Raw genomic sequence first — 22,249 nt, 5'->3', positions numbered from 1 at the left:
CGGCGTCACGGCTTCGTCGTTATTTCAGAGGGGGCACGCCCCCTCACACACCTTCCATGCACATCTTCCATGCACACCTTGTCGGCCAGCGGATTGGCGATCACTTTGCAGGGACGCATCTTTTTCCCGAATCGACGGCCGGATGGGGCCCGAATCAGCGCCTCACACGTCTTAACAGCGGGGACGCGAAGCGGTCGATCCGATTGCGAGTTGCCACTGTATTCACCGATCCCCAGGGCCAAGAGGTCCGAACTTGTGGGCGTTTCCGTTCTCACCCTTTCTCGGGAGCGCCCACTTTTTTCCGAACCTGCAATAAATCCAACCCGGAGCGACCATGACTTATTCAACCGGTAACCTCCCCCCGCGGCAAACCTCCACTCTCGCAGGACTCTGCACCCGACGCCTCACCGCCTGCATTGTGTTCGCCGTGGCACTGGCGGCCTGCGAAAAATCCGGACAGCGTGACATGGGCACAGACACCGCTCCCCCTGAAGCTAGGACGGAGGCTCCGATAGATAACGCCGCGACGACGTACTCGCTGGAAAACTGGCCGGCGCTTGAACCCGCCCTGCCCCGGGACGAGAAACTCGAAGCCCACGTCGCCGATCTGCTTTCCCGGATGACACTGGAAGAAAAAGTCGGACAGATGATGCAGGCGGAGATCAAATCCATTACCCCGGATGAGGTGAGGCAGTACCACATCGGCTCCATCCTGAATGGCGGTGGCACCTTCCCCAACAATGACAAATTCGCCACCCCGGACGACTGGCGCAAGCTCGCGGACGCCTACTTTGCCGCGTCCATGGACACCAGTGACGGCGGCGTGGCCATTCCGATCATCTGGGGCTCGGACGCGGTGCACGGCCACAACAATGTGATCGGCGCGACCCTGTTCCCCCACAATATTGCGCTCGGCGCCGCCCGCGACCCGGAACTGATCCGCCGCATCGGCGAAGCCACTGCCCGCGAAGTGGCGGTAACCGGTGTGGACTGGACCTTCGCCCCTACCATCGCCGTGGTGCGCGACGACCGCTGGGGTCGAACCTTTGAAAGTTACTCTGAAGACCCCGAGATCGTCGCCGCCTACGCCCGTGAAATGATCAAGGGCATCCAGGGCGACAAGAACAGCGACGAATTCCTCGATGGCCGCCACCTGATCTCCGCCGCCAAGCACTTTGTGGGCGACGGCGGTACCACCCGCGGCATCGACCGCGGCGACACCGCCGTGAGCGAACAGGAGCTGGCCAACATCCACGCCGCCGGATACATCACCGCACTGGAGTCCGGTGTTCAGTCGGTAATGGCGTCCTTCAACAGCTGGAACGGCAAGCGCCTGCACGGACATAAATATCTGCTCTCCGATGTGCTCAAGGGCCGCCTTGGCTTCGATGGCTTCGTTGTGGGTGACTGGAACGGCCACCGCTTTGTGGATGGCTGTACCGTCGACAGTTGCGCCGCCGCGGTCAACGCGGGGCTCGACATGTTTATGATTACCTCCGAATGGAAGGCGCTGCTGAAAAACACCATTGCGCAGGTGCAGAGTGGCGAAATTCCCATGAGCCGCATCGACGACGCGGTGAGCCGGATCCTGCGGGTTAAAATCCGCGCGGGTCTGTTCGAGCGCGACCGCCCGCTGGCCGGCAAGAGCGGCATTATGGGCAGTGCCGAGCACCGCGCCATCGCCCGCGAAGCTGTGCGCAAATCCCTGGTGCTGCTGAAAAATAACGACCAACTGCTGCCCATCGACGCCCGCAAAAAAATCCTTGTAGCGGGCAGTGGCGCAGACAATATTTCCAAACAGAGTGGCGGCTGGACCATTTCATGGCAGGGCACCGGCAACACCGCCGAAGACTTCCCCGGCGCCACCTCCATTTATACCGGTATCAAACAGGCGGTAGATGCCGCCGGTGGCGAGGTGGTACTGAATGAACATGGCGAGCTGGACGCAAACGCATTCAGTAACGGCGCAACACCCGACGTGGCGATCGTGGTCTACGGCGAAGACCCCTATGCCGAGTGGCACGGGGACCTCGCCAGTATCGAATATCAGCTGGGCAGCAAGGAGGATCAGGAGCTGCTGCAGAAACTCAAGGCGCGGAATATTCCGGTGGTCAGCGTGTTTCTCTCCGGCCGCCCGCTGTGGGTAAACAAGGAATTGAACCTGTCCGACGCTTTTGTCGCCGCCTGGCTCCCGGGCTCCGAAGGCGCGGGTGTCGCCGATGTACTGCTGACCGATGCCGAAGGCCACAAGCGCTACGATTTTACCGGTCGTCTCTCCTTCAGCTGGCCGGAGCGCGTTCATCAGACCGTAATCAACCGTAACGATGCCGACTATCAGCCTCTGTTCGCCTACGGCTACGGTCTCGATTACTCGAGCGACGTGCAGCTGGCCAACAACCTGAACGAAGACGGTGAATCCTATGTGGATGGCAAGCTGGAAGACGCCTGGCTGATGGTGTCGCGGCCGCAGGCCCCCTGGAAACTGTTTATTGCCGATGGAGAGCTGCCCCCACTGTGGGTCAATGGCAATCTTGCCCACAGTGCCGACGACAACATCACCGTGGCCTCCATCGACATGCTGTCCCAGGAAGATGCGCGCGCGCTGAGCTGGAAGGGACTGCGGGCCGGCAGCGTGGTACTGCAGACTCAAAAACCCCAAAACCTGAGCCGCTATCTCGATGAAAACGCCGCACTTACCCTGGATGTCCGTGTCGATCAGGCACCGGAGTCTGCGGTATTTGCGCAGATCCGCTGCGCGGGTAGCAACTGCGGCGGCTCCCTGCCCCTGCACAGCGCATTGAACGACCTGCCCCGTGGCAACTGGTCTGAAATTTCCATCGATCTGCAATGCTTTGCCGATGCCGGTGTGGATTTTTCCAGAGTCTCTCAGGGACTGTCGCTGCACAGCGAAGGCAAACTGGCGATAGCGGTGGCGAATATCAAGTTCGTGCCCGGCGCCGGTGATCAGGCCCAGATTCGTTGCGGGAGCTGAGACATGGCGATAGCGCGTTTGTCAAAATACCCGATCTTCGCCTTGAGTCTCTCCGCGCTGCTGGCGGTTGCCGCCAGCGCCACGGAAAACGACACCATCAGGCTCAATAAAGATTCCCTCACTGTAGCGCTGGACCCCGGTTTCGGCGGCCGCATCACCGAGTTCCGGTACGGTGAGCGCGATCTGCTGGCGGTGCCGGAGCCGGGTGAAAACAGCTTCGGTTCCACCTTCTGGCTGAGCCCGCAGTCACTCTGGAACTGGCCGCCGGTTCCAGAGCACGACACGTCACCCTACACCGTGTCCGCACAGGAAGCTGACTCCGCCACCGTCATCGGCACGTTTGGCGCAGGTGCCCGGGTGAGAAAAACCGTCACGCTGAACAGTGGGCGGAGCGCCACCCTGCACTATCGCATCGACACCGACAGGGACTTTCCGGAAATCGCCGCCTGGGAAATCACCCGGGTGCCGAACCGCGGCCTCGCCTTTGCCCCGGTCGGCGCGGACACGGTGAAAACCGTACGCGGCCGTATGGCCTATACGCTGGAAAATGATGCGCTGTGGCTGTCCATGCCGGATGAGACCTCGCTGGTGGAAGGCAAGATCATCGCCAACGGCAGCGAAGGATGGCTGGCCTATGCGGTGGACGGGCTGCTGTATCTCAAGGTCTACCCGAAAGTCGCCCTGCGCGAACTGGCCACCGGCGAGGGGGATATCGAGCTGTATCTCAGCGGAGAAAGACCTTATCTGGAACTGGAAGTGCAAAGTGCCGCACGTCATCTGAAACGCGGTGAAGGGCTCAACTGGTCGGTGAAATGGCTGGTCGCTCCGATTCCTGACACACTGGAAGTGCACGCCGGATCCCCGGCACTGCTGCAATTCGCCCGCGAGCAGATTGCACTCGCATCGTTCCCCTGAATAACGGTATCAATCGCTTTAAGTCACAGCAGCTTTAAGGTGCGACGCCGCACAAAATCTCGGGCCGCAGCCTCGGCTGCCGCTTGGGATGCGAAACCGGCCAGTCACTTATGTCAAGCCAAAAGGCCAGTTTGAAACTGTCGTAAATTGTGACGAAATGCTACATTTGGCGACTTTTCCGACATTGAACCGAACAATAAGAGGTACTCCCATGGTTCAGTTAGTCGTCGATTCCGGCTGCGACCTGCCCGATGAATTTTTGCGTAAATTCAGAATTCCCGTTCTTCCTCACAGCGTAACTGTCGGTAGCGAAGTATTTGGTGATCAGCGCAATCCGGCGCAGATGAACCACTTCTACTCGCTATCCCTGGTGGATCGCTCCCGCCAGGTAAACTCCGGTCCCGCCGGTGAACCCGAGATTGAACAGGTACTTTCCAAGCTGGTGCAGCAGGGGCAGAAGGACATCGTTGTCCAGACCATCAACGCCGCCAACAGTCCCACCTATGCCAACGCGCAAAATGTCGCCAAGCGGCTGGGAGGTGAAGGCGTCAGGATTCACACCGTAGATTCCCACACGCTTTTCTCCGGTCAGGGGCTGCTGGCACTGTTCACTCTGTCGCTGATTCAGAAAGGGCTCAGTGGCGCGCAGATCAAATCCCGTACAGAGGAATTCGGGCGCAAGATTGTAGGCTACGCCGCAATCAAGGATGTGTACTATCTGCGCGAGCGCGGCCGCCAGAAAAATGAAAAGAGTGTGAGCTGGCTGAAAGCCTTCATGGCCAGATCCCTGAACCTGCACCCCATCCTGTCCATGACCTGGGAGGGTTCCGCGGTGGCGGATACGGTGAAAACCTACGACGCCTGCAGCGAGCGCCTGTTTCAACTCGCGGAAGAAAAAATCGTCGGCAAGTCCCTGCTGATGCCTGCGGTGGTGGTGAGTATTGCCGGTGCGTTGAAAGATCTCGATCTCGTACCAGGCTTCAAGGCCTTTGAAAAAATGGCCGCCGAACACAAGGTGAAAATCTACCGTTCAGTCATGAGCCTTTCCGGTGGCATCAACCTCGGCCCCGGCACCGTAGCGCTGGCCATCGCCGCCAGATAATTTTCGCTGAGTTTTTCAGGCGGCGTCGCATTTTGGTTGGGCGTCGCTTGAATATTTCTCCTCATAGACAAAAACACCACTCCACGTTGCCAACGACGACGCGGGAAAACAAATACCACCCGGTACCGCTAGACTGAGGAAAGCCGTTTTACGACTTTGCCACTCAGGTGAAAGAGATGTACCGAAATTTCGCCGTGCTGATCGCTCTGTTTGTTGCCATCGCCAGTCCCCACGTGATCGCCGATGCCGACCTCGCCAAAAAACTCAGCAACCCCGTCTCCGATCTGATCAGTGTTCCGTTCCAGAACAACTGGGACAACCGCGTCGGCCCAATGGAAGGCGGGCGGAAATATCCCCTGAACTTGATCATGCTGCTTCCATAATCCTGAGTAGGCGCTTTCCTCGCGAAGGAATGCATCCTCATGATCAATTACCTGTGAGAAACCAGCCAAGGGACAGGAAATGAAAAGCTCTCGCCGCATCTACATATCCCTATCCACGGTCACCGCGTTGCTGTGCGTGCCCGCCGCCCATGCCGGCGGCCTGTTTCTCTGGGAAATTGGCACGCCCACACTGGGTACCGCCAGCGCGGGCTGGGCGGCCATGCCGGAAGACGCCGCCACGGCATTTACCAATCCCGCAGGAACCGTGTGGCGCGACGAAACCCAAGTACGCGTCGCCGCTCAGGCGCTTTACGGGGACGTGGGCTTTACCAACGGTGGCGAAAGTAATGTACCCGGCAACGACGGAGGCAATCCGGTGGGCTGGTTCCCGGGTGGCGGTGCGTATGCCGCGGGTACGTTCTCGGAAAATCTTGGCTGGGGTGTTGCCATGGCAGGCAACTTCGGCCTGGGGCTCGATTACGACAGCGATTGGGCAGGACGACGGTTTGTACAGGAATCCGACCTGATCGGCATGAGCCTGATTCCCTCCCTGAGCTGGAAAATCAACGACTGCCTGTCTATCGGCGCTGGTTTGAATGTGATGGGCGCATTCTTTGAATATGTTTCCGCCCCCCGGGCCGGGTTGATTCCGGAAAATGCCCACCTGAAATACGAAGACATCGATGTCGGTTACGGTGGCAATGTAGGTATTATCTACCGCCCGGTAGCGAGCACCACATTCGGCATCACCTACACCTCAAAAGTGGATCTCACTTTCAAAGACAATCTGCGTCTGAGTAATTTCGGCCCACTGTTCGAGCCGGTGGTTTCACAACTGAACGGCACGCGCACCCAAATAGACATGACCGTTCCTGCGACTGTCACCGCCAGTCTGCAGCAACAACTCACCCCTGCCATCACACTTTATGCCAATCTCGCCTGGCAGGACTGGTCGGAATTTTCCGGTTTGACCCTGGCGCTCGACAACCCGGATCAGACCAGGGTATTTGTCGATGAGGGCTATGAGGACACCGGTCATGTAGCGCTGGGTATCCGTCACGCTTTTTCCCAGGGATTTCTCCAGGGTTGGAATCTGTCTACCGGATTCGCATTTGACAGTTCCATGCAGAATGAATCCAATCTTACCGCCAACCTGGTCACCGGAAAGGCATACCGATTTGGATTGGGGGCAGGCAAAGAACTCTGTCCAGGCCTGGCGCTGGACTTGGGTTATACCTTCCTCTGGTCCGGTGATCTCGATATAGACCAGACCGGGCGCCCACCTTTCAATCCAAGACTGGAAGGCACATACAAAGACACGGCGCTGCACTTTTTAGGCGGTTCCGTGCAATTTGAATTTTAACCAGGCAACGTGCGCCCTCCCTCAGAAGTTCAGATCTGAGACTCGATCGGCAACCAGGATAACGCCCAGGAAAGGGTACGCTGCCACAGGGTTGTGTCGGGGTCTTTGGTTGCCAGCATCAACCCGCCGTTATCGTCGCGCGCACGCCAACGAATGTTTCCGCGCGCGTCCAGAGAAACACGCCACGCGGAATCCCCAGCAACCCAATCCTCGAACAACGCGTTCAGTTCCCGATTGATCGCTTCATTTTCCATCAACAGACCAATTTCCGTGTTCTGCAGGATTGACCGACTGTCGAGATTGATGGAACCGACGAAGCCGAGATCATCGTCAATAATAAAGGTTTTCGCGTGCAGCGTTGCGCGGGATTCCCCCTGAAACCAACGCTTGCGGCGCTTTTCACCGGGAGCGCGACGCAATTCCCAGAGGTCCACGCCCCGCCGGAGCAGTTTCTTGCGATAGCGCGCATAAGCGCCGTGCACAATGGCGACGTCATTGCTGGATAGGGAATTGGTGAGGATGTCCACGTTCACTCCGCGCTCCTGTAGCTCGGTGAACAGAGCAGTGCCCACACTCCCTGGAATAAAGTAGGCAGCGCTGATCCGCAGATTCGCGCGGCTGTCGCGGATGGTTTTCTCAAGCTGATATCCGGGAAATTTTTCACGCGGGATACTATCCCGGCACAGGGCTTTGTCCGGAGGATCGGCCAATAGAGTGGCCTTCCCCCACTGGAAAGGAATGGCACCCGCGAGCATTTCACTGGCTATTTTCGATTGCCGCAGCGCCTGGGTAAATTCCGACTTCGCTTCGCTCTCAAGAAACCGGCTTACCTCACAACGCAAATCGTCCAGGTTCCGCTCATCCAGACTATTCAGTGGAAGTTCGCTCACCGGAACCGACACCGGATTGTTCCAGTAATCATCAAATACCTGTTCCGCATCCGGCACGACACCCCCAAGCGCCATCACGTCGACATCGAGAAACTCCACATCTGCACGCGAAAAATAACCATCGGCGATATTCCGCCCACCGGTGATCATCACCAGACCGTCGGCCAGCAGCAGTTTGTTATGCATGCGGTGATTGATACGACCAAAATTCGCCGCCTGCTCCAGCGCGCGGCGAATACCGGAGCGGCCCGTCACCGGATTGAATACGCGGATCTCGATCAGCGGATGTTCATCCAGGGTAAGCACAAGCGGATTGACCACACGCGTACCCAGGTCGTCCACCAGCAGGCGCACACGGACACCCCGATCCGCTGCTTTCAGTAACAGGCTCAGGAGAACACGTCCGGCGCTGTCGTCCTCATAGATGTAGTACTGAAGATCCAGTGATACACAGGCCTCTTGCACAAGCGCGGCCCTGGCCGCAAAAGCCGAAAGCCCATCCTGCATCAGATAAAAGCCGCTGAGTTCCGCCGGGTGCTCGCTCATCTCGCGTCGCACGGCACACGCAAGATGACTGCTCTCCGGCGAGGGCAGTGCGCGGGATACCGGATAGGGCGATGTTCTGGGTGATTGTTGCAACGTCAAGGTCCGGGTCATCTTCCGTAACTAGTGTTCACCACGCAATTGCTTTTCGTAGTATTGGGCATCTTCCGTATTTCCCTGCTCGCGGTTGAGAGAAATCAATAGCTGCAGGACTTCGGGGTTGCCAGGAAAGCGTTTCAACGCGGCTTTTTGGTACGCAATGGCTGCGTCCGGTTCGCCCATGGAGTGGAGGGCGACACCGTACACATACGCATAGCGCGGCGGCGCATTCTGGCTATCTGCGGCTTCCCGCAAAAAGCCCAGTGCGTCCGGCAAGCGCTGCTGGCGTACCAGAGACAGTCCCAGCGCATGCTGTAGCGGGGCCTTGTCGACGGCGCCCTCCAGGGCATTGCGTAACAGGATTTCACTTTCCTTTTCGCGACCACTACTGCGGTACAGATCGGCGAGATTAATCACCGCGGGCACATAGTAGGGGGCGAGCTGTATAGCTTCCTCGAGCAACGCCTCGGCAGCGACGCGGTCTCCTTCACGCCCCCGCAACCCGGCAAGATTTACCAGGCTTTCCGGGCGGTCACCATTAAATGCCGCAGAGATTTCATAATCCGCGAGTGCTGTGTGGAAACGCCGGCCGACTTCCTCCGGGTAGGCGTCCATTGGCGCACCGGCGATCGCATTGGCGGCGAGCGAAGCGGTCACCCGCTCGTCTTCGTACAACAGCGGAATCGCCAGCGCCGGCCGTACCTGTTGCGGTACCTGATCGAGCGCTTGCGCCAGACCCAGGTGCATCAGCGCGTTGTCCCCCTGCGCGATGATCTGCAGCAATTGCGCGGACTGGCGGGAAAGATAGCGGGGCAGTAGCGATACCGCGGTGGCGCGCACGATGTCGGGTTGGGTTTTATCCATGGCCAGCGTCTGCAACGCCTGGTCGGCACCCGGTGCACCGATACGCGCCGCGTAGATCACCTCGCCGTAATGAGGGTCAGGGGCGCCGAATTTTTTCTTGAGGATATCCGCGGCCCATTGATTGGATTTCTCCGTATGGCAGCCGATACAGGCATTGGGCGAGCCGACTTTTTCCGACAGGTCGGGGCGCGGCACGCGGAAGCTGTGATCCCGGCGTGCATCCACCTGCATATAGGTTTTTGCGGGCATGTGGCAATTGACACACTGGGCGCCGTCACTGCCCACGGGGTGCAAATGGTGCTCGGCGGTATCGAATTTCGACGGCAGGTGACACTGGGCACATAGCCCGTTGCCCTCCGTGCGCGTTTTCAAACTGTGGGGATTGTGGCAGTTACTGCAGGTGACGCCGGCGCCGTGCATCTTGCTCTGCAGGAATGAGCCCCACACGTACACTTCATCGTCAATCTGCCCATCCGCGTGGTACAGATTTTCACTCAACAGGGCTGGGTGAAAGTAATCGAGAAATTCATCTTGCGGCCGGACGCCCGGAAACTGGGTACCGCGGCGGGAATGACACTGGGCACAGACGGAGATTTCTTTCTGGGTCTGCGCGCGGGAACCAACAGCAAGATGCGCAATGCCGCGCTCGGCATTCATTTCCCAGCGCGCATTCAAGCGCTCGGCATAGGAAATATCCAGCCCCCTGCCAGGCTCGGCCTTGCGCGCCGCCTCACTCAAACCCGCCCATGTCACGTGCGGCGCACCGGGGCCGTGGCAGGATTCACAGCCCACGTTGATTTCCGACCACTGGGTGGCAAACGTCTGTGACGCCTGATGGTAATTCTTATGCAGATTGGTGGAGTGGCAGTCGGCGCACTGAAAGTTCCAGTTCTGGTTGATACCAGTCCAGTGCAATGGGTCTCCGGCTTTGATCTCTTCATCCGGGTAGAGGTGAAACCAGCGCTGGCCGCCCTCTTCTTTCGGCCGGGAGTCCCATGAGAGGCTCAGCACCTGCAGGCGGCCTCCGGGGAATGCGATCAGGTACTGCTGCAGCGGGTAAACGCCGAAGGTATAGGCAATGGGAAATTCCTGTAGCTTGCCCTCGGGTCCATCGGTGCGCACGAAGTACTTGCCGTCGCGCTGGTAAAACGTGGATTCGGTGCCGAAGTAATCGAAGGTCGCATTGTCGAAATTGCCCACGACGGTGTCCGGGCCCGGCGTCTTCATGGAGAAATCGTGATGAGAACCCCGCCAGGATTCGTATTGCTGCTGATGACATCCCGCGCATTGCAAAGCGCCCACATACTCGGGGTGGCCATCCTCTCCCGGTACCTCCCCACCGTGGCCTTTACTTTGTTCATGCGTTGTTTTTCGCGTCGTCGCAGCCCGCTCAACAAGCACGGTCCGGTTCCCGGGGGCAGTATCAGAACCAGTCTCCGGGACGGTATTCCGCTCCAGATTCTTATCGCAGGCACACAGTAAGAACGCGACCAGCAGCGCCAGGGAAGAGATCCGCATCGCATCTCCGGATTATTCAGGTAATGGCACGCAGTATAGTCTTTCACGTCGTCGTCCTCCGCTTCCCGTCTGCTAGCGTTAAACAGATACAGCGAGAGAGACAACCATGTCGGCACGGGAACAGATTGCAGCACTGGAACAAGGCGTGGGGCGTGCAATCGTCGGCCAACAGGATGTAATCCGGCGTCTGATCATCGGCCTGCTGGCCAACGGCAACCTGCTGGTGGAAGGGCTGCCAGGTCTCGCCAAGACCCGCGCCATCAAGGCGCTGGCAAAAAACCTGGAGGCGGATTTCAACCGTATCCAGTTCACCCCGGACCTGTTACCGGCGGACGTCACCGGCACCGATATGTTGTACCGGGACGACACTTCCCCCAGTAAGGGTTCTGAATTCCGTTTCCACCCCGGGCCGATTTTCGCCAACATAGTACTCGCGGATGAAATCAACCGCGCGCCCGCCAAGGTCCAGTCCGCATTACTGGAGGCGATGGAAGAGCGGCAGGTCACGGTTGCCGGCAAGACCCACAAGATGCCACCGCTGTTTATGGTGATGGCCACCCAGAACCCCATCGAACAGGAAGGTACCTATCCGCTGCCGGAGGCGCAGATGGATCGCTTTCTTATGCACGTATTGATCACCTACCCGCCGGTAGAGGACGAAGTGCAGGTGATCGAACTGGTGCGGAGCGAGGAAATGGCCGCGGCCGGCACCGCCGATACAGAAGCTCTCGCAACAGAACCGCGGCAACCGGCCGACGTGATTCCACAGCAGGCCGTGTTCGATGCGCGCCGTGAAATCGCCGCCATTCACGTCTCCGATGCCATGGCGCGCTACATGGCCGACCTGATCGACGCCAGCCGCTATCCCGCCAACCTGTCCGAGGAACTCGCGCGCTGGATCGAGATTGGCGCCAGCCCGCGGGGCTCCATTGCCCTGGACAAGGCCGGGCGCACCAACGCCTGGCTGGAGGGGCGCGATTATGTGGATCCGCAGGATATCCATGCGGTCATCCATGACTGTCTGCGCCACCGGCTGGGGCTCAGTTTTGAGGCACAGGGCGAAGGGGTCAGCGCCGATCGGGTGATCGACGAATTGCTGAAACTCGTCGCCCTGCCCTGACGCCGAGCCACCGGCAATATGTTCAAATTTCCGCTTCGCCATCGCCATCACAGCCGGGCCGGGGTAAAGACTGCCGCCGTGAAGCCGACAACCACGGACCCACGCATTCATGTAGACCTAGCCCATCTGCAGGCACTGGAAGGCCCCGCACAAACCCTGAACCTGCTGCCGCGCCAGCCCGCCCGCAGCGTCTTGGCCGGGCGCCACACGTCACGCCTGCGCGGGCGGGGGCTCAACTTTGAGGAGTTGCGCGAGTATTGGCCCACAGACGACGTGCGTGCGATCGACTGGAAAGTAACGGCGCGCACCGGTGAACCCCATGTGCGGGTGTACACCGAAGAGCGCGATCGCCCCGCGCTGATCGTGGTGGACCAGCGTATGTCCATGTTCTTCGGTACGCGACACGCAATGAAATCCGTCACCGCGGCCGAGGCTGCGGCACTCGCCGCGTTTGCAATACTGCATCAGGACGACCGCGTCGGCGGAATTTTGGTGCGAGATGATGGTCTATACGCCCAGCGTCCACAGCGCAATCGCCGCGCCCTCATCCGCTTTCTCACGGAACTCGCCCACGCCAACGGCGCACTGCACGCCGACGCGCCACCCGCAGCCCCCACCTCACTCGACACCGTTTTACAGGCGGTGGCCAACCTCGCCCGTCGCGACCATTTGATCCTGCTGATCAGCGACTTCGATGTGATCGGTCCCGCGAGCGATCGCGTGCTCGCCGGTCTCGCACGCCACAACGATGTGATCCTGATGCCCGTTGCCGATCCCAGTAGCGAGAGCATGCCGAGGGGATTTGTCAGCGCTATATCCGACGGCGACCGGCAGGCAACGCTGGATACCAGTGACCGCGGCATCCACGATGCGCTCGACCGCTTCAACCGCGAACGCCGAGTTGCCATTGAGCGCTGGCAGCGCCGCTACGGGCTACCACTGGCACCACTCTCCGCTGCGGAAGAAACGCTGCCACAGCTGCGCCGGCTGCTGGGGCTGGTGCCACCGGTGAAGGGGACGGTTCATGGCCCAGGTTGAAACTACGCAGGCAGAAGCTACTCCGGCAGAAGCCATTCCCGCAGAAACGGCTCCGACAGAAACCACATTGCCGGATCTGATCGAACAACTGGTGCCGCCACCGGTGCCGGAAGCCGTATCCCTGTGGCCGCAGACTCCACTGGCCAAATCCCTGCTGGCACTGCTGCTGGTATTGGTGCTCTTCCTGGCCTGGCGCGCCTGGCGCCACTACCGCGCCAACGCCTACCGGCGTGCGGCACTGAAAGCATTGGCCGGCGCCGGCGACAACCCCGCGCAGATCGCCGCCCTGCTGCGCCGCACCGCACTCGCGGTCTATCCGCGAGAACAGGTCGCAGGCCTTACCGGGGAAGACTGGCTGGCGTTTCTGAATCGACAATACCGGGGCAATGCCTTTAAGGGCGATGTGGGCGAAACACTGCTGCGCGGTGCCTACCGCAACTGTCCGCCGCATCCCGCACTCACCCGCGCAGCGCGCGACTGGATACGCCACCACCGCAGGGACTATCTGCCGCTAGCGCATCCGCAAAACATTTCCCCTGCGGAGACATCGCCGTGAACGGTGTGCTGGCTGGCCTCAGCTTTGCCGCACCCTGGACATTTCTGCTGTTGCCGCTGCCTTTGCTGGTGTGGTGGCTAACACCGCCGCACCGCGAGCGGGTGCCGGCGATTCGCGTGCCGTTTTTTCAGCGCATCACCGACCGCCTGGGGCTCACACCCGGCACGGGCTCCACCGTGCGCGGCCGTCGCTCGTGGCAATGGATTTTCGCTGCTCTCATCTGGTTATTCATCGTCACCGCACTGGCGCGCCCGGAGCGGGAGGGCGAAGCCGTCACGATCCAGAAGCCGGCGCGGGACCTGATACTCGCGGTGGATATTTCCGGTTCCATGGAACAGCAAGATTTCGTCGGCGCCGACGGCAGTCGCCAGCAGCGCCTCGCTGGCGTCAAAGGCGTATTGGAGGAATTTCTCAAAGGTCGCGCCGGGGAACGCGTGGCGCTGATCGTTTTCGGCAGTAGAGCGTTTGTGCAGGCGCCACTCACCACCGATCTCGACACGGTACTGGAACTGCTGCAACAGACCGATGTGGGCATGGCCGGCCCGCATACAGCACTCGGTGACGCCATCGGCCTCGCCATCCGCCAGTTCGAAAGCAGCGAGGTAAAACAGCGATTGTTGATTTTACTGAGCGACGGCAGCGATACCGCCAGCCGCATGAGTCCACTCAACGCCGCCGCCATCGCCGCCCAGCGCCAGGTCAGGATCCTCACCATCGGCGTGGGTGACCCGCAGGGGGAATCGGAAAACAGGCTGGACGAAGAAACCCTTAAGGCCATCGCCCGCCGCACCGGTGGCGAATTCTATTTCGCCAACGACCAGCAGGCACTCACCAGTGTCTACCGGCAGATTGATGCGCTGGTGCCGAAAAAAATCGACAGTGAGACTTACCGGCCGCACCGCAGCCTCGCACACTGGCCACTGGCAGCCGCGCTGGTACTGTCACTGCTTGGTTTGGCGTTGCGTCTACTGGAACACCGTACACCATTGCGGGAGGTCAACCCGTGAATATGTTTACGGAGGATCTTTCCGCGTTTTTCAGCGCGTTTCATTTTCTGCGCCCGCTGTGGTTGCTGCTGTTGCCCGTCATTCTGCTGGCGTGGTGGCGTCTGCGCCGCCCGCAACACAGCCCGTTGCCCAACGCCTCCGAACATATCGCCCCACATATCGCTACACATCTTGCACGCGCCCTCAGCGTCGGCCAGCGGGAACAACGGCGCTGGCCGCACCTGCTTCCCGTCGACAGCCTTGCCGCGCTGTTGGCACTGCTGACCCTGGCCACCGCCGGTCCCAGCTGGACACGCATGCCGGACCCGTTGATGGCGCGCACCGCACCGCTTGTGATCGTAATCCAGGTCAGCCAGAGCATGACCGAAAAAGACGTACCGCCGAACCGGCTGGCGCGGGCCAAGCAAAAAATTTTCGACCTGCTGGCGCGCCGCGACGGTGCCCCCACTGCACTGGTGGCCTATGCCGGCACGGCCCACAGGGTAGTGCCACTCACCGATGACCAGAACCTACTGCGCCCCTACGTGGAAGGGCTGGAAGCAGACGTGATGCCGGTGGACGGCAACAACGCCGCCAGCGCACTGCACACGGCCGAGGGCATTCTTGAAAAAGCAGAAACACCGGGGAGCATTCTGTTCCTCACCGATGGCATTGAGGCTCGCGACCTGCCCGCGTTCAAACAGCGGAGCAGTAACAACAGCCTGGGTTTTTTGATACTACAGCCGGGAAACGCAAAAACTCCCGGCATGAACCAGATCCCCACTGCGCGGATTTCCCGCGTCACCCCGGACAGCCGCGATATCGACGGCTTCGCGCGCTATTTCGACAGCAATTTCCGGCAGGCAATGGCAAAAGACAGTAACCTGCAGTGGAACGACCGCGGCTGGTGGCTCGCCTGGCCCGCGGCACTGCTTGCCCTGCTGTGGTTTCGCCGCGGCTGGGCGTTGCCTGCATCGAGTAAGCGCCCTGCGCAAAAAATCCAGCATGCTGGCACGGACCTTGCGCTGCTGCTCTGTTTCGCTGGCAGTGTCTATTCGTTCATACCAATCACCACGGCCCAGTCCCCGATCACCTCGGTCGCCCACGAAGAGTTCCCTCCGGAAAATGCTTTCCTCTCCCGCCTGTTCACACCCGACCAGTTGGGCCACTGGCTGGTGGGGCGCCGGGAATATGCCCGCGCTGCGAACGCTTTTTCCGATCCCTACCGGCGCGGCTACGCACAGTACCAGGCCGGATATTTTGAAGACGCGGCAAACACACTAGCGATGCTGGACAGCCCAGAGGCAATATTTACCCGCGCCATGGCACAGGTAAAGAGTGGCCAGTATCAGGACGCCATCAACAGTTTCGAGCGGGTGCTGCAGATGGACGCAAAATATCCCGGTGCGGAAAAAAATCTGAAACTCGCCCGGGAAATTTTGCAGTACATGAAAAAATCCCGCGGCGATGAAGAAGAGAAAGACGAGCAGACCCAGAGTGATGAAGACAGCTACGACAAGGAGCAACAAAAAGAAGTACAGGCAAACGACCAACCCACAAACCAGATACCGGTCAATCCCGAGCAGTGGATGTCGACGCTGGACACCAGCACCAGCGAGTTCATGAAGCAACGGTTTGCAGCGGAGGCGGCCGCTGGACGCGCCGGTGGAGATTCTCCATGAAGGCCCGGCGCCACCCGTTTTGCGCTGTATGCGCCCTGCTCGTCTGCATGGCATTTTTCTCCGGTGCCGGCGCGCAACCCGGCAAAAAGAGCCAGCCCATTGTCCAGACCAGGCTGTCGCAGACAGAAATCGTCCCCGGCCAGGCCGTTACGTTTCAGGTGACCGTACTGGTACCTAGCTGGCTCACCCGGCCGGTGGAATTCCCGGTGCTGGACCGCCCCAACCTGTCCGTGAGCCTGCCGGAAAAGTCCACCTTCTCCACCAGCCAGACTATTGCAGGTTCCACCTGGTCGGGTGTGGTTCGCGAATACCGGCTGGTACCACTGACACCGGGAATATTTCAGCTGCCGCCCACCCGCGTCGAAGTGCATTACCGCAGTCCCGACGGCACCAACGATATCACCGCCACCATCCCGCTCACGGCGGAGAGGCTCACCGTTACCGCTCCCAAGGGGGCGGAACACCTGAACCCCTACGTCGCCGCCCGGGATCTCACCCTGGAGCAGAAAATTGACGGCGATCCGGAAAATCTTCGCCCCGGGGACAGTTTCAGCCGCACCGTGACCGCCCGGATTCAGGGCTCCACGGTGATGTTCGTGCCGCAAATGCTGAACACCACCGCACCCAGTGGCATCGCGGCTTACGCGGATACCCCCCGGGCCGAAGACCACACTAAAGACAACGGCAACGGGCGAGGCGATGGGGGCGGAACCCGGGTGGAAAAAATCACCTACATCGCCGAGGCCGCGACGCGGGGCGAACTGCCCGCGATAACCCTGCAGTGGTACAACCTGGATGACGGCCGTATCCAGACCGCGACACTCGCTGGGGTACACCTGCGGGTAAAAGGTACCTCAGTGGTCAGCCGGATATCCCTTCTACACTGGCTGATCATTCTCGCGCTGCTCGGTGCTGCGGCATGGGGAGCTTGGCGCTGTCTGCCTCGACGCATTGCGCAACTGCGCCAGCGACGTTCAGTCCGGCGGCAAACCACGGGGCAGGCGGCGTTGCAGCGGCTGCAACTTGCGGTCCGCCAGCGCAATTACGCCGCCGCGCTCACCGCCGTGGTGGCGCTGGAAAAGATGCCCGGCTACCGGGAATCCGCTATTTCAGGTGCCCTACTCGACCTCGGGCGCGCCCAGTACGGAAATACCGCCGCCACAGAAAGCGCCGGCCCCCTGTGGCAGCAACTCGAGCGCGCACTGGATGACTATAAGTCGACTAACCGTTCAGATATCCGAACCGGGGAATTGCCTCCACTGAATCCCAATGGAACGCATTGAGCAGGTTTGGCGCTCAGAAAAACCACATGGTCACTCTCACTTGCTGCAGATATGAAAAAAAAATTATCTCATGCCAAAGCCCGGAATAGCCCGGAGCAGAAAAGACGAACTAAGGTTTAAGAAGCACCAATTTCAGACACGTACTTCACTGCGGTATTTGGGAAGTTGTCTCTATGGGAATTCGGAAAAAACTTCACAGCACGGTCGTCACCGCGCTGCTACTGCTTTTGGCTGCCGCCGCAAGCCTCGCCGATTCCCACTCCGACCCATTGCCCTCCTGGAGTGAGGGAAAGACCAAACAGGCCATTGTCGGGTTTGTGGAAAAGATCACCCGCGACGGCTCACCGGACTTCGTGCCGCAAGACCAGCGCATCGCCACCTTCGACAACGATGGCAACCTGTGGGCGGAGCAGCCGGTCTATTTCCAGCTGATCTACGCGCTGGATCAGGTCAGGAAGATGGCACCGCAGCACCCTGAGTGGAAAACCCAGGAACCCTTCGCCTCCATCCTCAAGGGCGATACCGAAAAAGTTATGGCCAGTGGCAAGGAAGGACTGATGAAAATCCTCGCCGCCACCCACGCCAATATGACGGCGGAAAAATTTCAGTCAGACGTGGCGGCATGGCTTAAAACCGCCCGCCATCCCAAAACCAATCGCCCCTATAACGAGATGGTTTACCAGCCCATGCTGGAACTGCTCGATTACCTGCGCGCAAAGGGGTTCAAGACCTTTATCGTTTCCGGCGGCGGAGTGGATTTCATGCGGGTGTTCGCCGAGCAGACGTATGGTATTCCGCCCGATCAGGTGGTGGGTTCCAGTATCAAAGCGAAATATGAAATACGCGATGGCAAGCCGGTGATTGTAAAGCTGCCGGAAATCAATCTGATCGATGACAAGGAAGGCAAGCCCGTCGGTATTCATCAGTACATCGGCCAGCGACCCATATTTGCTTCCGGCAACTCCGATGGCGACTACCAGATGCTGGAGTGGACCACCGCCGGCGATGGCGCGCGGTTTGGTCTTCTACTGCATCACACTGATGGCAAACGCGAGTGGGCCTACGATCGCGACTCACACATCGGAAAACTGGACAAAGGCCTCAATGACGCCGGCAAAAAAGGCTGGACCGTGATTGACATGAAGAATGACTGGAAGGTGGTTTTCCCCTTCGAGAAACCCTGAAACCTATTGCACTAACGCAACACGACGTGATGCCCTGGAGGAAAACATGAAGAGACTCGACTTGCGGCGGCTGCTGAGGGTGCCGCTTAGCGTCGCCGCGGCGGCCCTGCTGTCTGTATGTAACACCGCGGCCCACGCCCAGGACAAGCCCAATATTCTGGTGATCTGGGGTGACGATATCGGCGTATGGAACATCAGCGCCAACAGCCGCGGCATGATGGGTTATATGACACCCAATATCGACCGTATTGCCAAAGAAGGTCTGTCGTTCACCGATTACTACGGCCAGCAGTCCTGTACCGCCGGACGCGCCGCGTTTATCGGCGGAAACGTACCGGTGCGCACCGGCATGACCAAAGTTGGCCTGCCGGGCGCAAAAGAAGGCTGGCAGAAAACCGACGTCACCATCGCCACGGTTATGAAAAGCCTGGGCTACGCCACTGGCCAGTTCGGCAAGAACCACCAGGGCGACCGCGATGAACATCTGCCCGTCAATCACGGCTTCGATGTATTTTTCGGCAATCTGTATCACCTGAATGCGGAAGAGGAACCGGAGAATCGCGACTACCCCAAGAACCCCGAGTTCCGGAAAAAATATGGACCACGCGGTGTGATTCGGGCTACCGCCGACGGAAAAATTGAAGACACCGGCCCACTCACCAAGAAACGTATGGAAACGGTGGATGAAGAAACACTCGCTGCGGCCATGGACTTCATCAAGCAGCAGGTGAGTGCGGGGAAACCCTTCTTCGTATGGTGGAATGCGACCCGAATGCATTTTCGCACCCATGTAAAGGAAGAGCACAAAGGTCTCTCCGGCCCCACGGGTAACAATTACCAGGACGGTATGGTCGAGCACGACCAACAAGTAGGCCAGCTGCTGGACCTCCTGGATCAACTGAATATTGCCGACAACACCATCGTATTCTATTCAACCGACAATGGTCCGCACTTCAACACCTGGCCCGATGCCGGTACTACGATCTTCCGCAGTGAAAAAAATTCCAACTGGGAAGGTGCCTACCGGGTGCCCGCCTTTGTGCGCTGGCCGGGAAAATTTCCGGCGGGGAAAATGCTGAACGGTATCGTCTCCCACGAGGACTGGTTGCCGACTCTGGCGGCCGCGGCTGGCGCGCCGGACATCAAGGAAAAGCTGCTGAAGGGCGTAAGCCTTAACGGGCGCAGCTATAAAAACTACATTGACGGTCACAACCAGCTGGACTATTTCACCGGTAAAGTCGACGAGTCACCGCGTCACGAGTTCATTTATGTGAACGACGACGGTCAGATAGTGGCCATGCGTTACGACGCGTGGAAAGCGGTATTCCTGGAAAACCGCGGCAAGGCATTCGAAGTCTGGCGGGAGCCGTTCACCGAGTTGCGTGTTCCTCTTCTGTTCAACTTGCGTCGCGATCCGTTCGAACGCGCCCAGCACAACGCCAACACGTACAACGACTGGTTCCTGGACAGAGCGTTTGTACTGGTCCCCATGCAGGAAATGGCCGCGAAATTCCTGAAATCCATGGAACAGTACCCACCCAGTCAGACTCCCGGCTCGTTTAACCTCAAGAAAATCGAGGAGCAGCTGAAGGCCGGTGCCGGCGCCAGCAACTGACGTTTTCCGAGCGCCACGAATCCGAGCACGGTAAAAAGGCCCGCAGCATGCTGCGGGCCTTTTTACATCGGTCCCCCTTTTTACTCCGGCGAGTACCATATGGGTGAACTGAACGCCCGCTCCTGCAATATCAGCGGCACCTTTTCATCCATCTCGATCTTGTTGCGCACCTTGTCATACAGAGTCCAGCGCGGCGTGGGAATTTCCATAACCCGCAGGTAATACACGGCCTTGTGCTGTGGATTAAACTCCTTGTCCTCGAAAAATCCGATCAGCTGGGCCTCACCAATGCTGTTTTCATACGTGGCGTTTTCCAGGTTTACCGTATTACCCACGTGCTGGATATGTCCCAAATTATCCACGGTGCGATTTCCGGCCCAGGCTACGTTGTACACTTTTTCGTGGGTTTGCCCGCGTCCATCCACCCAGCCTTTGACGATTTGTACCCGGTCCAGGTTTGCACCTTCCGGATCTTTCATCGCCGCTACCAGAAAGCGGAGTTTCTGCCCGTCTTGCGCGCCTGTGAGCTTGCCACCCATCGGCACGCCTTTTTCATAGCCCTCGGCGACAAGATCACCCTTGGCATCTTGCTCGCTAAAGTCGAAACCGCCGAAAAATCTTACGGTCATCCAGGGACCGGTCGTGGCGAAGGTTTCTTTGCGCATCATGGCATCCCAGATCGCCTCCCGCGTATTCTCTGTTGCCCACACTCCGGTGACGCCCGAGGCCGACTGCTCCCATCCCATGTAACTTCCGGAAGGGCCCGTCAGCAGTGGGAATTTCCAGCGTTCCTTATTGCTTGGTTCAAGGGATTTGAACTTGCCAAAGAAATTGCTCTCCACCGGATTGGACAGGCCTACGTGGTCATCACCGCCACCATTGGCACCGTATTGAAACGGATTCACCCCCAGTGTTTCTTCAATCACCATCCCGTCCTTGAGTGCGGGACGCCAGTATTCGTAGCGGAACGATCCCTTCGGCTTCGGTGCGAGAATCAGGTTGCCGCGATCCCACAGATCCCAATTGGCGAACTCGTCTTCCGGCGAAAGACTGGGGTGTGATTCGCTCTGCCCCTTGATTTGTGTGACTTCATACAGAGGTTCATAACGCGCACGCATTTCCGCCCACTCTTTGGTCATGGGTGATCCGTCGAAACGCTTCTGTTCGAACATGCGGCCGTTGGACATGTTGCCATTGTGGGGAATGGCGAGCACACGGCCACCGGTTTTGTCTTCATAGGCCTTCATCCAGGCCCATAGTTTTTCCGGATCCTGGGTTTCAAAGGTGGTGAGAGGAAGCAGATTGCGGGTCTTGCTGGCGTCATCCCGAAAAATCACGTTGCGATGCAGGTTGTCACCGCCATCGGCATTCACTGTCCATTCGTAGGCGATGAAGGTGGTGAATTCTCCGGGCTTGTAATATTTCTCCGCGGCCTCCACGGTTTTTTCCCATGCGGATTTCATCCATTTGGGATCCATGACGATCTTGGGCAGCCGGCCCTGAGACTGCATGACAACCAGCTCACTCTTGGCATCCGCCGCGGCCTTTTCATCGCCGGATTTCAACGCATCGTGCCATCGTTTCAGGGTCTTGTCGGCCATCATTTCCGGATTACCGGCTACCAGTTCGTTGATGACGCCCATACCATCGGAGTGATCGGTGATCATAAACCAGTCGTAAGGACGTACGCGCTGGGCCTTCAATCCTGTATTGGATTTCACTGCTTCACCGGTAGCGAAACGGTATGCATCCTCTGGTGAAAGGATGGCGCCATCCATCCCGGCGTCGGCGGACCAACCAGTGTGTACATGGGTATCCCCAAAGTACGCATTGCGTGGAATGGACTCGGGTTGCGCCGATTGCCGATCCGTATCTTCCGCATCAGACTGGGCCGCACCGGAGGATGTACTGGCGGGGGGCCCGGAAGATGCCTCACCGCTGGCGGATGGAGACAGATCATGTTCTGCACGCTCTCCACAAGCCACAACGATCATCGCCATTGCAATCGCAGCGGCCAGGTTTAGGGAAGAATGTCGGATCATGCTGTAAGCTCCATCTGTAAGCTCCATTGGTATGGCGCATGGTAGGGCACGGGTTGTACTGGGTATTCCAATGT

Annotated in this window: 16 protein-coding genes; 13 read left to right on the top strand and 3 right to left on the bottom strand. The window is 59.1% G+C overall.

Annotated elements, in window-relative coordinates; genetic code table 11:
* Nucleotides 1-334: 334 nt before the first annotated feature.
* From C3938_RS13270 to C3938_RS13250, 5 genes are all read left to right on the top strand, one after another.
* A complete protein-coding gene (locus C3938_RS13270) occupies nt 335-2,992 on the top strand; it encodes a glycoside hydrolase family 3 protein (RefSeq protein ID WP_233998898.1) in 2,658 nt (885 codons plus the stop codon).
* A 3-nt stretch (nt 2,993-2,995) separates the two neighbouring features.
* Nucleotides 2,996-3,907, top strand: a complete 912-nt coding sequence (locus C3938_RS13265; protein ID WP_105103757.1) for a DUF4380 domain-containing protein — start codon at nt 2,996-2,998, stop codon at nt 3,905-3,907.
* A gap of 211 nt (nt 3,908-4,118) precedes the next feature.
* Nucleotides 4,119-5,009, top strand: a complete 891-nt coding sequence (locus C3938_RS13260) for a DegV family protein (protein WP_158681693.1) — start codon at nt 4,119-4,121, stop codon at nt 5,007-5,009.
* A gap of 176 nt (nt 5,010-5,185) precedes the next feature.
* The gene (locus tag C3938_RS13255; protein ID WP_105103755.1) at nt 5,186-5,392 is read left to right on the top strand and encodes a hypothetical protein; all 207 of its coding nucleotides are present in this window, start codon (nt 5,186-5,188) and stop codon (nt 5,390-5,392) included.
* A gap of 79 nt (nt 5,393-5,471) precedes the next feature.
* Complete coding sequence (locus C3938_RS13250; protein WP_105103754.1) at nt 5,472-6,755, top strand: OmpP1/FadL family transporter; 1,284 nt, start codon at nt 5,472-5,474, stop codon at nt 6,753-6,755.
* Between the two features lie 29 nt (nt 6,756-6,784).
* On the opposite strand, the gene C3938_RS13245 is transcribed toward C3938_RS13250, so the two are convergent.
* Both C3938_RS13245 and C3938_RS13240 read right to left on the bottom strand, forming a co-directional pair.
* Nucleotides 6,785-8,302, bottom strand: a complete 1,518-nt coding sequence (locus tag C3938_RS13245) for a phospholipase D family protein (protein ID WP_105103753.1) — start codon at nt 8,300-8,302, stop codon at nt 6,785-6,787.
* Between the two features lie 9 nt (nt 8,303-8,311).
* Nucleotides 8,312-10,669 carry a multiheme c-type cytochrome gene (locus C3938_RS13240; RefSeq protein ID WP_105103752.1) on the bottom strand — a complete coding sequence of 786 codons (2,358 nt, stop codon included), beginning with the start codon at nt 10,667-10,669 and terminating at the stop codon, nt 8,312-8,314.
* 106 nt (nt 10,670-10,775) lie between these two features.
* Between C3938_RS13240 and C3938_RS13235 the strand changes: the two genes are divergently transcribed.
* From C3938_RS13235 to C3938_RS13200, 8 genes are all read left to right on the top strand, one after another.
* Nucleotides 10,776-11,789, top strand: a complete 1,014-nt coding sequence (locus C3938_RS13235; RefSeq protein ID WP_105103751.1) for an AAA family ATPase — start codon at nt 10,776-10,778, stop codon at nt 11,787-11,789.
* A 78-nt stretch (nt 11,790-11,867) separates the two neighbouring features.
* Nucleotides 11,868-12,827: a DUF58 domain-containing protein gene (locus C3938_RS13230; RefSeq protein ID WP_233998896.1), complete on the top strand. Its 960-nt coding sequence runs from the start codon at nt 11,868-11,870 to the stop codon at nt 12,825-12,827.
* Nucleotides 12,814-13,383: a DUF4381 domain-containing protein gene (locus C3938_RS13225; RefSeq protein ID WP_105103749.1), complete on the top strand. Its 570-nt coding sequence runs from the start codon at nt 12,814-12,816 to the stop codon at nt 13,381-13,383. Before C3938_RS13230 ends, C3938_RS13225 begins: the two co-directional genes overlap by 14 nt.
* The gene (locus C3938_RS13220) at nt 13,380-14,390 is read left to right on the top strand and encodes a VWA domain-containing protein (RefSeq protein WP_199775605.1); all 1,011 of its coding nucleotides are present in this window, start codon (nt 13,380-13,382) and stop codon (nt 14,388-14,390) included. Before C3938_RS13225 ends, C3938_RS13220 begins: the two co-directional genes overlap by 4 nt.
* Before the next feature lie 2 nt (nt 14,391-14,392).
* Nucleotides 14,393-16,051, top strand: coding sequence for a VWA domain-containing protein (locus C3938_RS13215; RefSeq protein ID WP_105103748.1), 1,659 nt, complete (start codon nt 14,393-14,395; stop codon nt 16,049-16,051).
* On the top strand, nt 16,048-17,334 hold the full coding sequence (locus C3938_RS13210) for a BatD family protein (RefSeq protein ID WP_105103747.1): 1,287 nt from the start codon (nt 16,048-16,050) through the stop codon (nt 17,332-17,334). Before C3938_RS13215 ends, C3938_RS13210 begins: the two co-directional genes overlap by 4 nt.
* A 173-nt stretch (nt 17,335-17,507) precedes the next feature.
* Entirely contained in the window at nt 17,508-18,518 is a 1,011-nt protein-coding gene (locus C3938_RS13205) for an HAD family hydrolase (RefSeq protein ID WP_105103746.1), read from the top strand.
* A 46-nt stretch (nt 18,519-18,564) separates the two neighbouring features.
* On the top strand, nt 18,565-20,133 hold the full coding sequence (locus C3938_RS13200) for an arylsulfatase (protein ID WP_105103745.1): 1,569 nt from the start codon (nt 18,565-18,567) through the stop codon (nt 20,131-20,133).
* An 80-nt stretch (nt 20,134-20,213) separates the two neighbouring features.
* Here the strand turns inward: C3938_RS13200 and C3938_RS13195 are convergent, their stop codons facing one another.
* Nucleotides 20,214-22,175, bottom strand: a complete 1,962-nt coding sequence (locus C3938_RS13195; protein ID WP_105103744.1) for a DUF3604 domain-containing protein — start codon at nt 22,173-22,175, stop codon at nt 20,214-20,216.
* Nucleotides 22,176-22,249 lie beyond the last annotated feature (74 nt).

The sequence above is a fragment of the Microbulbifer pacificus genome, assembly GCF_002959965.1.
In the GTDB taxonomy this organism is placed as follows: domain Bacteria; phylum Pseudomonadota; class Gammaproteobacteria; order Pseudomonadales; family Cellvibrionaceae; genus Microbulbifer; species Microbulbifer pacificus_A.
The sequence above is the reverse complement of the archived record's forward strand: the minus strand, read 5'-3'. Positions and strand labels throughout refer to the sequence as shown.